This window comes from Chloroflexota bacterium (assembly GCA_009840355.1).
Lineage (GTDB): Bacteria > Chloroflexota > Dehalococcoidia > Lucifugimonadales > JADFKI01 > Bin90.
The window spans coordinates 48,119-61,751 of sequence record VXNZ01000005.1; the positions used below are offsets into that span (position 1 = coordinate 48,119).

Sequence of the window (13,633 nt, forward strand, 5' to 3'; positions counted from 1 at the left end):
CGTGGATGTTTGCGTAGCGCGCTCACATTCGGCCGACACTACGCGCCGAGCCTAGATAGGACATCTTCCGCCCTGCTCTTACGCTCTTCGATACCTGCCAGACGCTCGCGTTCGCGCTCGACGACTTCGGTGGGCGCGCGCGACAGGAAGCGCTCGTCGCTAAGGCGCGCGTTGAGGCGGTCGCGGTTGCGTTCCATGTCCGCAATCTCGCCGCGAATGCGTTCGCGTTCCTTGTCCAGGTCAACCAGACCGCCGAGCGGAATCGTAACAACGCCCTTCGACAGTACAAGCGACACGCTTTCGCCATTCTCGCTATCGTCAGCCGCGGCGCCGTTGGTCGCAGCGCCGAATTTCAGCGGCTCGACGCGCGCGAGCATTTTGATGGCGTCCGCCTCCGCCGCTGCGACATCACCATCTTGCGGCAAGTCTAGTACGGCTTCGATGCGCTGGTGCTGCTGTATGCGGAACTCCGCGCGAAGGTTGCGTATAGAGCGCACCGTCTCCATCACTAGCGATATGTCCTCTTCCGCGTCATCATCGAGATATGCCGTGTCCGCCATAGGGTATTCGGCGACTATCAGCGCATCCGGCGCGTCCGGGTCGGCTGGAACTCGCTCTTTCAACGACTGCCAAATCTCTTCGGTTACGAACGGCATGAACGGGTGTAGCATCCGCAGCGTGCGATCCAGCACGTAGGCGAGATACGGCAGCGGCGAATCGCCTGTGTCATCATCCGAACGCAGCCGAATCTTTGCCATTTCGATGTACCAATCCGCGTATTCGTGCCAGAAGAAGTCGTGGATGGTACGCTGCGCCTCACCGAACTGGTAGTCGTGCATAAGCCTATCGACCTGCTCGGCAACGCGATTCAGCCGGCTCATTATCCAGCGGTCTTGCCGATGGCTCGGCAGTGCGGGGCTGTACCAGCCGTTGAGCGCCGTTCCTGCATCTTCGAGATTGCTCATCACGAATCGCGCGGCGTTCCACAGCTTGTTGGCAAAGTTGCGGCTCGATTCGAGCTTCTGCTCGTTCAGGCGCTGATCGTTGCCCGGCGAATTGCCAATAGTCAGCGCGAACCGCAACGCATCCGCGCCGTACATGTCGATGAGCTGCAGCGGGTCGAGCACATTGCCCTTCGTCTTGCTCATCTTCACGCCTTCGGGGTCGAGCACCAAGCCGTGCAGATAGACCGTGTGGAACGGCGGCTTGCCCATATTTTCGATGCCCATCATCATCATCCGCGCGACCCAGAAGAATATGATGTCGTAGCCGGTTTCCATCACGCTTGTCGGATAAAAGTAGTCGAGGTCATCCGTGTCGCGGGGCCAGCCCAACGTAGAGTGCGTCCACAGCGCTGAGCTAAACCATGTGTCCAGCACATCTTCGTCCTGCCGCAGATTGCCATTGGGGCAATGGGTACAGGGTGTCGGGTCTTCCAGTTCCACGATCGGCTCGTCACAGTCGCCGCAGTACCACACGGGGATGCGATGCCCCCACCAGAGCTGGCGGCTGATGCACCAGTCGCGGATGTTGTCCAACCAATTGAAATAGACTTTAGCGAAGCGCTCCGGGATGATTCGCGTCTCGCCGTTCGCCACGGCGTCTCGCGCCGCTTTTGCAAGCGGCTCCATCCGGACATACCACTGTGTTGTAACTATAGGCTCGACGACGATGTCGCACCTGTCGCAGTGTCCTACCGAGTGGTTGTACGGCTCGACCTCTACCAGCAAGCCCTCTTCTTCCAACTGCGCGACGATGTTCTTGCGCGCCTCTTCCATGCTCTGCCCTTCGTATGGACCGGCATTGCTGTTCAGCGTGCCGTCAAGATTCATCACGCTGACGGTGGGCAAGCCGTTGCGCTGGCCAATCTCGAAGTCGGTCGGGTCGTGTCCAGGTGTAACCTTCAGAGCGCCGGTGCCGAAGCCAAGTTCGACCGCTTCGTCGCCGATGACGGGCAGCTTGCGCCCCAGTACGGGCAGGATGGCGTACTTGCCGATGCAGTCCTTGTAGCGCTCATCTTCCGGATTGACCGCAACCGCCGTGTCGCCTAGCAGCGTTTCAGGACGGGTTGTCGCCACGACGAGCGCGCCACTGCCGTCTTCTAGGTCATACCGAATCTGATACAGATTGCCGTTATCTTCGCGGTACTTCACTTCGAGGTCGGAGAGCGCAGTGTGGCAGCGCGGGCACCAGTTCGTGATGCGTTCGCCGCGATATATTAGGCCCTTCTTGTACAAGTTGACAAATGTGGTTCGCACGGCGGTGCTCGGACCTTCGTCGAGCGTAAACGCGGTGCGCGTCCAGTCACAAGATGCGCCGATGCGCTTCGTCTGCTCGTAGATGCGGCTGCCGTAACGATCGACCCATTGCCAGACGCTTTCATTAAATCCGTCGCGTCCCAAATCGTGGCGCGATACGCCTTCGCCCGCGAGCATTCGTTCCACGACAACCTGCGTTGCGATGCCGGCGTGGTCGGAGCCGGGCAGATACAGCGTAGATTCGCCCTTCATCCGGTGCCAGCGCACCATCAGGTCTTCAAGCGCGATGGTAAGCGCGTGTCCCATATGCAACTCACCCGTAACATTCGGCGGTGGCATAATGACGGTGAACGGCTCGCGGTCGTGGTCTATCTCCGGCGTGAAATAGCCGCCGTCCATCCAGAAGTCGTAGATACGCTTTTCAACGCTCTGCGGCTCATAGGCTCGTGGTATCTCGCTCAGGCTTGTTCTCTGTGTCATGAATTTCGTCCTGTCAATTCGGTTTGCCTTGTTGCTGCTCGCCTATTCAATCAATCCAACTTGATAGATGGCAGGGCGGTATCTTGGAGCGGGGATCGGCTTGCCTGATTCCGTGACGACCGCAAGCCATGCTTCCTTAGCAATCTACAACTCTTTCAGAGCCTATTCAGCGGTATCCCCGAAAGCCGAGCAATGTATGAGGTCGGGTATATCCGCAACATACGGCTCGTCTTCTTTAGGAGTAGAAGATGTTTATATGGTAGCCCTTCATCATATCCACCCTGTGCATCGACGTTACTGCCCATCTTACCCACTGTAAATGTACTGCCCGCCGACGCGGTCGCAGTTCAGACGGCGGTTCAGATGCAGCCCTTCCAATATGAACTCCACGGCGGATGCGATTGCCGCCGCCTCTTCAGACTGCTCGATCTCTTTGATTAGCTCGGCTGCTTCGCCCATCCCGGCGTAGCCAGATAGGTAATCAGCGGACGACTTGTCGCTGCCGCATTCGATTGTCAGCCCTTCCTCAAACAGGTCGGTCAAGTCGGCGAATTGGCGCGGCTGGTAGTAGCGGCCAAATGTGTTCAGCACCGCCTTCTTCACCAGATCTTCGATGACGCGGAACTCCCTGCCCTCTTCGACGCTTTCCATCTCGATCTTGCCCGTCGTGGAGGCGACCAGCGCCGGAAGGTCGCTTACGCGCGGGGATGCGGGTTCGTTGTGGCGCAGGCTGCGCTTGAACGCAGAGCTAAGCATCGTCTCGTAGTTGGCGATGGACACGCGTAGGCTGACGCCCGAACGCTGGTTGATGTCCGGGCTGCGGCGAGCCAATGCGGTGAACTCGGCTATAATCTCGCGCATATATCGCGGCACGCTGACTCGGCTGCCGGTGTCGTCAAAGTGCGCGTATTCCTGCTCTACAATGCCGATTTCGTCGTCCAAGGAACGAGGGTAGTGCGTGCGTATCTGCGCGCCGTAGCGGTCCTTAAGCGGAGTGATGATGCGTCCGCGGTTCGTGTAGTCTTCCGGGTTCGCGGTCGATACCAAGAACACATCGAGCGGCAGCATAATGCGGTAGCCCTTAATCTGAATGTCACGCTCCTGCATCAGGTTGAACAGGCTCACCTGAATTCGCTCCGACAGGTCGGGCAGTTCGTTGATGCAGAATATGCCTCTGTTCGTGCGCGGTATCAGCCCGTAGTGTATCGTCAGTTCGTCGGAAAGGTAGCGCCCTTCCGCGACCTTTATCGGATCGACTTCGCCGATAAGATCGGCAACGGTGATGTCCGGCGTTGCAAGTTTTTCGCTGTAACGCTCGTCGCGGTGCAGCCACGAAATCTTTGTGGCATCGCCGTCGCGGGCGATCCTTGCCTTGCACTGGTAGCATATCGGATCGAACGGTTCACAGTTCAGTTCACATTCGGCAATGACGGGGATTTCCTCGTCCAGCAGCGACACCATGTGCCGTATGAGCCGCGACTTCGCTTGTCCACGCTCGCCCAGCAATATGATGTCCTGCCCGGCGAGTATGGCGTTCTCCAGCTGCGGTATCACCGAGTCGCTGAAGCCGATTATGCCCGGAAACAGGTCCTCGCCCGCCTGAATCTTGCTGATGAGGTTGTTGCGGATTTCTTCGCGTACAGTCAGGGGCTTGTAACCGCTCGCTCGCAGTTCCCCGACGGTGCTCGCCTTATCAGGCATTTTCATCCTCCCGTCCCATTGTGTACAAATTGGCGTGTACGATTTGACTTGTTCAATTTTGCAGAACAATCATATCAGACATTCGCGACGGCTGACGAGATACCCACGCTTTATCCTGCTTATCTTGTTCATCCATGTAATTGCAATTGCTGATATACTGCCAATCACTATGATGAACTACATCTGCAAGACCTGCGGCGTGGAGTTCTCGGCGAGCGAGTCGCCGCCGCCAAACTGCCCGATTTGCGACGACCCACGCCAGTATGTGGGCTGGGACGGGCAGCAATGGACCACGATGGCGGAACTCAAGGCGCAAGGCTATGTCAATGAAACCCGCGAGATAGAACCGGGCTTGATCGGCATTGGTATGACGCCGTCGTTTTCCATCGGGCAGCGCGCCCTGCTGCTGCAAACGCCCGGCGGCAATGTGCTGTACGACTGCATCAGCCTGCTGGACGACAGCGCCATTGCAGCGGTCAACGCGCTGGGCGGCATACAGGTTATCTGCTTCTCGCACCCGCATTTCTACGACAGCATGGTGAGCTGGAGTCTCGCGTTCGACGACGCTGCAATTATCATCCCGGAGGCGGACCGCGAGCATGTGATGCGCCCGCACGCCAACATCCGGTATTGGGATGGCGAGCCGTTGGAAATTATGCCCGGCGCGACACTGATTCAGTGCGGCGGACACTTCGACGGCAGCGCAGTGCTCCATTGGGCTGGCGGCGCGGACGGAAAAGGAGCGCTCTTCGTCGGAGACAGCATCACCGTCGTGCCTGATAGGCGATTCGTCAGCTTTATGACTAGCTATCCGAACCTTATTCCCCTGTCCGCGCCTGAAATCGGACGAATCGTCGCGGCAGTCGATCCGTATGAGTTTGACCGCATATACGGCGGCTGGTGGGGGCGCAATGTTATGCAGAACGCCAAAGACGCCGTGCGCCGGTCCGCAGAACGGTATATCGCACACATTCAGGGCTAACCATAGCCCATCTCTACTCACAATCCGTCCCTGAGTCCACGCCTTTATGCGTCCCGAGTTATCGGCGCATTTGGTTCTTCCTCGGTAGCATTAAACCGCAAACGCGCCGTTACACGACGGTTTCCGTTGTTCTATAATGGTTTGCGAAATTCTGAGCAAGCCGAGTAGGAGCCGCGCAAATGAACCGACATGCTGGCCGGTTGGACGAGCAACACGACGCCAACGACCCATTAGGAATGTCGAAGTTCAGCATCCGCCGCTCCTCGGTGCAACAACTCTTGTGCATGCTGTTCATGCACATATTCCTCATCATTGCAGGCGTGGCATCGCTGGCTCAGGGTAACTGGCTGATATTCGCGCTGTCCGGCGGAGCTTACATCGCATTAGTCCTGCATACGATAATAACCGCGGTCAACATACCGCGAATAGTCGAAGTCGAGGTGTGGATACGACGGCTGGGCGCCGGCGATTTCGATCATAGTGTAGAGCCTTGGGGAAACGACGAAGTTTCCAAAGTGGCTATCGCGCTGGAAGCGCTACGGCAGAACTCAATTCGTGCCTTGCAGATTGACACCGTAACGCAACTGTCAGAGGAACTGCGCGACAGGAATGCCGAGTTGGAACAAGCAATGGCAGATCTGCAAGACAGTCAGGACAGAATCATTAGCCAGCAAAAGTTAGCGGAACTGGGCGAGCTGACATCGGGCGTGGCGCACGAGATGCGCAACCCGCTGCAATTCATCCGTAATTTCACAGAATCCTCGCAGGAACTTGCAGAAGAGCTGCAAGAGCTGCTGAGCGAATCCGGCGATTTCGACCGCGAAGAAGCAGCCGAGATAGTCAACGACCTCGTCGGCAATATGGAGCGCATAGAGCATCACGCCAGCCGCCTGAACCACATTGCGTCCGCTATGATGATCCTGGATCGCGGCACCGGCGGCGGCTTCCGCTCGGTTAACCTGAACCGCCTAGTCATCGAGCAGACCGACCTGGGGCACAAGGCGATTCAGGCGTATGAACCCGGCTTTGAGGCTACGGTTGATATGGATCTAAGCCCGACACTTGATGAAATAGAGGTCGTACCGGAAGATATTGCGCGGGCAATCATCAACTTGGTGATGAACGCTTGCGAATCAATGGCAGAGCGTCGCCGACTGGCACAAGGCAAGTACAGCCCACAACTCACAGTAAGCACAAACAGCACGGACGACGGAGTAATTATGCTAGTCCGGGACAACGGCACGGGCTTAAGCCAAGAAGTCAAAGAGCGCATGTTCAACCCGTTCTACACCACGCGAAAGACACCGCGAAACACCGGCTTGGGACTCAGCCTTGTCTGGGACATCGTGCGCGAGCACGGCGGCAGCGTCGCCGCAGCATCCGTGCGGGGCGAATACACCGAACTGAAGGTAGTGCTGCCGACAAGCCCTGCCGCAGAAAGCATGTGTACGGCAGAGTGAATTGATCGCATGCGGCTAGCGGGCGATCCGCTACGGTCTAATTCAGTCTTGCCGCTGCCTGTATATCTGTATGCCTGCGTATGACAAGATACTACCCTTGATTGCCACTTCGGGCTTCTTGATGCTAATGCTGACGGCGCTCGCGGCGGTCTCGGCGAATATGCGCGTTGCGATCTGCTCGGCGACGCTTTCTATCAAGTCTTTGCTTTCGCCTTCGAGCGCCTCCTTGGCGATGTCGTACACTGGGACGTAATCCACCGCGTCTTCAAGGTTGTCCGATGCTCCGGCTGCGCGCGTGTCGCACTCCATCGTTATGTCCACTATGAAGCGCTGTCCCCTCGCCTTCTCCGCCGCGCCGACCCCGTGGTAGCCATAGAAGACAAGCCCGTGCAGAAATACTTTGTCCGTGTCATCTCTAGTCGCTCCCATATTATTCACATCCTGCTTGTGATTGCTTAGATTGGAGACGATTTCACAAGTGCCCTAATGTTGTCATTTCGCATTACTCTTATGTCATTCCGAACGCAGTGAGGAATCTGAGATCGTTGCATGCAAACCCGTTGCAGACTTTAGATTTCTCGCTTCGCTCGAAATGACAGGTACGAATTGCATTTGTGAAATGGTCCTCTGAATAGAGTCTAATGCGGCTACGCAAGTCGCTTTGACAGCAAAGGGCTCACTCGGACGAAGATAGCGATTCCGCCAGTTCTAGCAGTGCCTCTGCTCGCTTTACGACCGGCACATCAACTACCCTACCGTCTAGCGAAGTCGAGCCGCGTCCTCTGCCCTCTGCCTCGCGGTACGCCTCTACGACGCGGCGCGCCTGCTCGATCTCGGCTGCGGACGGCGAGAATGTCTGGTTGATAATGTCGATCTGCGCCGGGTGGATGGCGAACTTGCCCTTGAAGCCGTATTGCTTTGCTGTCTGAGCGTTATCGCGCAAGCCGTCAGGATCCCGGAAGCCGAAGTACGGCGTGTCGAGCGCGAGCACATCGGCAGCGCGCGCCGCCACCGCGATGCTGTTTCGCGCAAAATATGTCTCGGTTTCAGATTCGGTGCGCTCGATGCCCATGTCGTTCGTAAAGTCCTCCGCGCCGAACGCCACGCCAATGATGCGCGGTGACGCCGTGCATATCGCGTACAAGTTTACTATCGCCTGCGCGGTCTCAATCCATGGCACAAGGCTTATGCTGCCGACTTCCAAGCCGGCGTCGCGTTCCAGTGCCTCCAGTTTGTCGCTGATGGTGGCGATGTCTTCGGGGGTGCATATCTTGCCGACGGACACGCCGGAGATATGCTCGCCTACCACAGCCGCCAGATCGTCGTCCAGCAGCCCGGTTTCCAGCGAGTTTACGCGGGGAATCACGCGCGCGCCGGCCGCCGCCAGCTGCGCGAGATACGACGCCGTAACCACCCGCGCGTTAGCCTTCTCGTCATCCGGCACAGAGTCTTCCATGTCCGGTATGAACGCGTCCGGCTTCAGCCCCGATGCGCGTTCCAGCATGCGTGGCTGGTTGCCCGGCACGAATAACAGGCTTCTCAAAATAGTCATTCAATTTCCTCCCACAGTCCCTGCCCCGACATGGGCCAAGGGATAGAAAGTACGGCAACGACATGCCCGTAATTGTTCTTGCTGATATACTTGAACGGCAACGCGCCGCATCAAGCCTGTCAAACCATGTTAGCCTGCCGCACGGAGAACGCAAGTATGAACGAGGTCCCGCGCATCGAAGTCATTGGCATCACCGGCATTCCGGAGATTACCGGCGGCGAATCGTTAGGCAGTCTAATATCGAACGCAGCGCGCGCGCAAGAAACACCACTTCAGTCGGGCGATGTCCTTGTCGTGACGCAGAAAATTATCTCCAAGGCAGAACACCGACTCATAGACTTGAACACAATTGAGCCATCGCCGCTCGCGGTGAATTTCGCCGCCGAGACACACAAAGACGCCCGACTCGTCGAGCTTGTACTGCGCGAGAGCCGCGCAGTTGTGCGGATGGAATCGGAGCGCGGCATCATCATCAGCGAGACGCGGCAGGGCTTCGTGTGCGCGAACGCCGGCATCGACGCGTCAAATGTGCCGGGCGTCGATGTTGTCTGCCTCCTGCCCGAAGACTCCGATCGCTCGGCGCGTGAAATACGTGATGAGATTGCGAGCGTAACGGGCGGCGTCGATGTAGCGGTGGTAGTATCGGACACATTCGGGCGCGCTTGGCGCGATGGGCATGCGAACATCGCCATCGGCGTCGCGGGCATGAACCCGGTCAAGGACTATCGCGGCACTTACGACGTGAACGGCATGGAACTTAAGGTAACAACCATCGCCGCCGCAGACGAACTCGCCGCAGCGGCAGAACTCGCGATGGCAAAGGCGATCCAAGTGCCGGTCGCCCTAATTCGCGGCTACGACTACGAACCGATGCAAGACGCCACCATCGCGCCGCTAATCCGCGAACGCTCGAAGGACATGTTTAGGTAGCCCTACACGGGCCACTCCTCCATACGCCACGCCGCATCCCAGAACATGTACTCGTACTTGCTCCCAATCCGAAATGCTTCGCGCATGCGCTCGACCTCTTCTTCGCCGCTGTCGGCTGCGATTCGGTCAATGAAATCGCGCATCCAGGCGGCTAGTTCCGCGAACTCCGGCGAGTTGTACATCTCAATCCAGTTGGCATATAGTGGCGCGTTTTTCGGCAAGCCGCGGTCATACAGCATCTGCCCTATCTCGCTGTAGCCCCACATGCAGGGCAGTATCGCACTCGAAATTTCGCCTACGCTGCTGCGATGCGCAATCTGCAAGAGGTGGCGCGTGTATGCGTGCGTGGTCGGCGATGCTTGTGTCGCCAGCAGTTCTTCCTCGCTGATGCCGAACTCTTTGCAAGAGCTCACATGCAGCGCCATCTCGGTGTTGAGCGTCTCGTCGAGCAGCTTGGCGAACCAGCCCATGTCGCCCACGTTGGGCGTCTTGGCGGCGGCGAGCGCAATCACGCGACAGAAGTCGATGAGGTAGATGTAATCCTGCCGCATGTAATACTGGAACTTCGCCAATTCCAGCGTGCCGTCGCCGATGCCGCTGACGAGCGGATGATTGTGCTCCGCGTCCCAAATATCGGCGCACTCCCGCCGAAGGTCATCCGAAAACCCCATAACTCCCTCTCAAATCCTGTTTATCCCGTTAGCCATGGCGCATCAGCCCTCTGCCCGCTCCACGGCAATGCGCGTTCCTGAGCGGACTTGTTTCAGCACGGTGGCGTCGCCTTGGATGCTGCCTAGCGGATTGACTGCGCTCGCCGCCCGTATTTCGTCGCCTCTGCTCGCCGGCGTGCGCCCGAAGAACAGGCACAGTGCCTGACCCGGCGGCCAGTACGCCACCGCGCCCATTTCGACGACATCGTTGGCGCCGTCCTCTTCACTCGCGTTCACTGCGATGCGGAAGTAAATCTCGTCGCCCCAGGTGTTTCCGGATGCCTCTAACGGCAGCGCGTCCCATACCAAGTCGGCGGTCGCACTGTCGTTCAGGCTTGCCGTTACGGACACCTCGCCCGCCGTAATTTTGATTCTTCGGTCGCTCAATTGCGTCTGCCCCTTCACAATTCATTGCCGTCCGTCATATACTCACGGCGAATTATAGCCGAAAACGGCCGGACCTTGCGTCAAGCGGAATTTTGATACGGGCAGCACAGCAATGACAACATCGGGATACATACTGGCGATAGACCAAGGCACGACAGGCACGACCGCCCTGCTGGTGGACGGCTCCGGGCGTGTCGTGTGGCAGGCATACCGCGAGATTACGCAGATTTACCCGCAGCCGGGCTGGGTCGAGCACGACCCGAATGACATCTTCGAATCGGTGATTGAAACGGTGGACGAGCTGTTGGAAGCAACCGAGATTGGCGTGCGACAGATTAACTCCATCGGCATCACGAACCAGCGCGAGACGACAATAGTCTGGGAGCGCAGCACAGGCAAGCCGGTGTTCAACGCAATTGTCTGGCAATGCCGCAGGACTGCGCCGCTCTGCGATGCGCTGAAGGCGCGCGGATTGGACGCCGATGTCGTGGAGAGAACCGGGCTGCCCATCGACGCGTACTTCCCCGCGACCAAGATTCGCTGGATACTCGACCACATCCCGGACGGACAGCGGCGCGCCGAGAATGGCGAGCTCGCATTCGGCACGGTCGATTCGTGGCTGATGTGGCAGCTGACGAACGGCACTCTGCACACCACCGATGTTACGAACGCATCGCGCTCAATGCTGTACAACATCGACACCCTCGAATGGGACGCGGATTTGCTAAGTGCGCTGGACATTCCCGACGCAATGCTGCCCGCAGTACAGCCATCGAGCGTTGTATTCGGCTACACGGGCGGCAACTTCTTCGGTGGTCATGCGATACCCATCGCGGGCGTTGCGGGCGACCAGCATGCCGCGCTGTTCGGGCAGGCGTGCTTTGATCCGGGCATGGCGAAGAATACCTATGGCACGGGGTCGTTCATCCTCATCAACAGCGGCGCGGAACGCGTGCACTCGCGGCAAGGCTTGCTGTCCATCATCGCCTGGGGCATCGGCGACAGCGTAACCTACGGTTTGGAGGGCAGCATTTTCTCCACCGGCGCGACCGTGCAATGGCTGCGCGACGGCTTGCAGTTCATCGAAGAGTCGTCAGATGTGGAAGCTCTCGCGGCGTCAGTCGAAGACAATGGCGGCGTATATCTCGTGCCGGCGTTCACCGGGCTGGGCGCGCCGCACTGGGACATGTACGCGCGCGGCACAATGCTGGGCATAACACGCGGCACTGAGCGCGGACACATCGCGCGCGCCGCCCTAGAATCGACCGCATACCAGACGCGAGATGCGATGGACGCGATGAAACGTGACACAGGATTGGATATTCCGCTGCTGCGCGTGGACGGCGGCGCCACCGCGAATGAACTGATGATGCAGTTCCAAGCAGACATTCTCGGCATATCCATCGAGCGGCACGCCACCGCGGAGACAACCGCACTTGGCGCAGCGTATCTCGCCGGACTCGCCACCGGATTTTGGCAAGATACGACCGAAATTGCGCAGAATTGGGAGAGCGACAAGCGCTTCGAGCCGACGATGAGCGCCGAACGCCGTGATAGGCTGTACGCTAAGTGGCAGCGCGCGGTGGGAAGAGCAAAGGCTTGGGAGCGGGCGTAGTCCGCAGTCATTTAGCCACTCAGTCAGTAGAGAGTTACCATATCATCGAGAGGATTTCATAACTCCATAATATTGTCATTCTCCGCTTTTTGTCATTCCGAACGCAGTGAGGAATCTGAAATCATCGCATGCAAACCTGTTTCCGGCTTTAGATTTCTCGCTTCGCTCGAAATGACACGGGTGAATTGCCGAAATGACAGGCATAAATTGGATTTGTGAAAGCGTCTTACATCATAAAACAAGATTGAAATTACATTGCCCTGCCCTAACCTTCCATCAAGCAGGCAGGAACTACAGCAAGGCAGAACAGTAATCGCTAGGAGAGAACAATGCCTACCGTCCAAGCAGATCGATTGCAGAACATAGCGGCGCAGCTCCTCATCGGGGCGGGCGCGAGCGAGGAAGAAGCCGACATAGTCTCGCGGCACTCCATCGGCGCGAATCTTGCCGGTCATGATTCGCACGGGATCATCCAGATTCCCACATACATTGACCGCGCCAAGCGTGGGCATATTGTTCCCGGCGCGCCATTCGACATAATCCGCGAGACATCGACCACGACGGTGATAGACGGCAACTGGGGGTTCGGCTATGTCGTGTCGGAGCGGGCAATGGAGATTACCATCGAGAAGGCGAAGCAGCACGGAGTCGCCGCCGCGACGGTGTTCCGGCAAAGCCACGTCGGGCGTGTCGCGGACTACCCGATTATGGCATCCCACGAGAACATGATCGGCATAATGACCGCCGACTCCGGCAGGTCGTCTAAGGGCGTCGTGCCGTTCGGCGGACGCGAGCCGCGTCTTGGCACGAACCCGATCTGCATCGCCATGCCCAGCAAACTCGAAGGCCCGATGTTCATCGATATGGCGACTAGCGCGGTGGCGGCAGGCAAGCTCGGCGTTGCGGTCGCGCGCGGCGCGTCGGTGCCGGAAGGCTGGATTATCGACAAAGACGGCAATCCTTCGACCGATCCCAGCGACCTGCGAAACGGCGGCGCGGTGCTGCCGCTGGGCGGCCCTGAAGGGCATAAGGGATACGGGCTGTCCGTGATGGTCGAGATACTGTCCGGAATTCTCACCGGACTCGGCTTCGGGCACGACCCGTCTGGCCGCCACAATGACGGCTGCTTCCTCGCCGCGTTCAACGTGGATGCATTCCGCCCGGTCGAAGAGTTCAAGCAAGAGGTAACCGAGTTCGCGCAGTACCTGAAGAGCACGCCCACCGCCGCCGGATTCTCCGAGGTCTTCTACCCCGGCGAGTTGGAGCACTTGAAAGAACAGACGCTACTGCGCGACGGTATCACCGTCGAAGACAGCACATGGGACGCACTCAAAGCGCTCGCCGACGAATACGGGTTGACTGAATCGCTCGAAATGTAGTTATTCCGTCCGATGCACAAGACGATCTCGCCGCCCGTACTGGGGCTCTTCACCCCGTCCTCCCTTCCCCCTTGATGGGGGAGGGATTCACTGACTGAGACGATTTCATAAGTCCTTAATGTTGTCATTCTACGTTGCTTATGTCATTCCGAGCGCAGTGAGGAATCTGAAATCGCTGC

The 13,633-nt window shown here is 58.3% G+C and carries 11 protein-coding genes and 1 pseudogene; 5 read left to right on the plus strand and 7 right to left on the minus strand.

Annotation, left to right across the window (positions count from 1 at the left end; genetic code table 11):
• Positions 1–38: 38 nt before the first annotated feature.
• From F4X57_01040 to F4X57_01050, 3 genes and pseudogenes are all read right to left on the minus strand, one after another.
• Positions 39–2,738, minus strand: coding sequence for a valine--tRNA ligase (locus F4X57_01040; protein ID MYC05762.1), 2,700 nt, complete (start codon positions 2,736–2,738; stop codon positions 39–41).
• A 42-nt stretch (positions 2,739–2,780) separates the two neighbouring features.
• Positions 2,781–3,009 (minus strand): annotated as a pseudogene (locus F4X57_01045) (type II toxin-antitoxin system HicB family antitoxin).
• A 35-nt stretch (positions 3,010–3,044) separates the two neighbouring features.
• On the minus strand, positions 3,045–4,439 hold the full coding sequence (locus F4X57_01050; GenBank protein ID MYC05763.1) for a magnesium chelatase: 1,395 nt from the start codon (positions 4,437–4,439) through the stop codon (positions 3,045–3,047).
• A 169-nt stretch (positions 4,440–4,608) separates the two neighbouring features.
• On the opposite strand from F4X57_01050, the gene F4X57_01055 reads away from it, so the two are divergent.
• Positions 4,609–5,421 carry an MBL fold metallo-hydrolase gene (locus tag F4X57_01055; GenBank protein MYC05764.1) on the plus strand — a complete coding sequence of 271 codons (813 nt, stop codon included), beginning with the start codon at positions 4,609–4,611 and terminating at the stop codon, positions 5,419–5,421.
• A gap of 179 nt (positions 5,422–5,600) precedes the next feature.
• A complete protein-coding gene (locus F4X57_01060) occupies positions 5,601–6,881 on the plus strand; it encodes a hypothetical protein (GenBank protein MYC05765.1) in 1,281 nt (426 codons plus the stop codon).
• Between the two features lie 42 nt (positions 6,882–6,923).
• Here F4X57_01060 and folB read toward each other — a convergent pair whose 3' ends face one another.
• Both folB and F4X57_01070 read right to left on the minus strand, forming a co-directional pair.
• Complete coding sequence (gene folB / locus F4X57_01065; protein ID MYC05766.1) at positions 6,924–7,310, minus strand: dihydroneopterin aldolase; 387 nt, start codon at positions 7,308–7,310, stop codon at positions 6,924–6,926.
• Between the two features lie 247 nt (positions 7,311–7,557).
• Positions 7,558–8,433, minus strand: coding sequence for a CoA ester lyase (locus F4X57_01070; protein MYC05767.1), 876 nt, complete (start codon positions 8,431–8,433; stop codon positions 7,558–7,560).
• 156 nt (positions 8,434–8,589) lie between these two features.
• Here F4X57_01070 and cofE point away from each other — a divergent pair, with 156 nt between their 5' ends.
• Positions 8,590–9,363: a coenzyme F420-0:L-glutamate ligase gene (gene cofE / locus F4X57_01075; protein ID MYC05768.1), complete on the plus strand. Its 774-nt coding sequence runs from the start codon at positions 8,590–8,592 to the stop codon at positions 9,361–9,363.
• Between the two features lie 2 nt (positions 9,364–9,365).
• On the opposite strand, the gene tenA is transcribed toward cofE, so the two are convergent.
• Together tenA and F4X57_01085 are read right to left on the minus strand one after the other, a co-directional pair.
• The gene (gene tenA, locus F4X57_01080; protein MYC05769.1) at positions 9,366–10,034 is read right to left on the minus strand and encodes a thiaminase II; all 669 of its coding nucleotides are present in this window, start codon (positions 10,032–10,034) and stop codon (positions 9,366–9,368) included.
• 42 nt (positions 10,035–10,076) lie between these two features.
• Positions 10,077–10,460 (minus strand): hypothetical protein, encoded by a 384-nt coding sequence (locus tag F4X57_01085; GenBank protein MYC05770.1) that lies wholly within the window; start codon positions 10,458–10,460, stop codon positions 10,077–10,079.
• 112 nt (positions 10,461–10,572) lie between these two features.
• On the opposite strand from F4X57_01085, the gene glpK reads away from it, so the two are divergent.
• Both glpK and F4X57_01095 read left to right on the plus strand, forming a co-directional pair.
• Positions 10,573–12,075 (plus strand): glycerol kinase GlpK, encoded by a 1,503-nt coding sequence (gene glpK / locus F4X57_01090; GenBank protein ID MYC05771.1) that lies wholly within the window; start codon positions 10,573–10,575, stop codon positions 12,073–12,075.
• Positions 12,076–12,404: 329 nt separating this feature from the next.
• Positions 12,405–13,454, plus strand: a complete 1,050-nt coding sequence (locus tag F4X57_01095; GenBank protein MYC05772.1) for an Ldh family oxidoreductase — start codon at positions 12,405–12,407, stop codon at positions 13,452–13,454.
• Positions 13,455–13,633: the final 179 nt, after the last annotated feature.

Coding starts and splice junctions, on each gene's coding strand:
- F4X57_01070 (MYC05767.1), bottom strand. CDS start 8,433: ATGACTATTTTGAGAAGCCTGTTATTCGTGCCGGGCAACCAGCCACGC.
- F4X57_01050 (MYC05763.1), bottom strand. CDS start 4,439: ATGCCTGATAAGGCGAGCACCGTCGGGGAACTGCGAGCGAGCGGTTAC.
- F4X57_01055 (MYC05764.1), top strand. CDS start 4,609: ATGATGAACTACATCTGCAAGACCTGCGGCGTGGAGTTCTCGGCGAGC.
- glpK (MYC05771.1), top strand. CDS start 10,573: ATGACAACATCGGGATACATACTGGCGATAGACCAAGGCACGACAGGC.
- F4X57_01040 (MYC05762.1), bottom strand. CDS start 2,738: ATGACACAGAGAACAAGCCTGAGCGAGATACCACGAGCCTATGAGCCG.
- tenA (MYC05769.1), bottom strand. CDS start 10,034: ATGGGGTTTTCGGATGACCTTCGGCGGGAGTGCGCCGATATTTGGGAC.
- cofE (MYC05768.1), top strand. CDS start 8,590: ATGAACGAGGTCCCGCGCATCGAAGTCATTGGCATCACCGGCATTCCG.
- F4X57_01060 (MYC05765.1), top strand. CDS start 5,601: ATGAACCGACATGCTGGCCGGTTGGACGAGCAACACGACGCCAACGAC.
- folB (MYC05766.1), bottom strand. CDS start 7,310: ATGGGAGCGACTAGAGATGACACGGACAAAGTATTTCTGCACGGGCTT.
- F4X57_01095 (MYC05772.1), top strand. CDS start 12,405: ATGCCTACCGTCCAAGCAGATCGATTGCAGAACATAGCGGCGCAGCTC.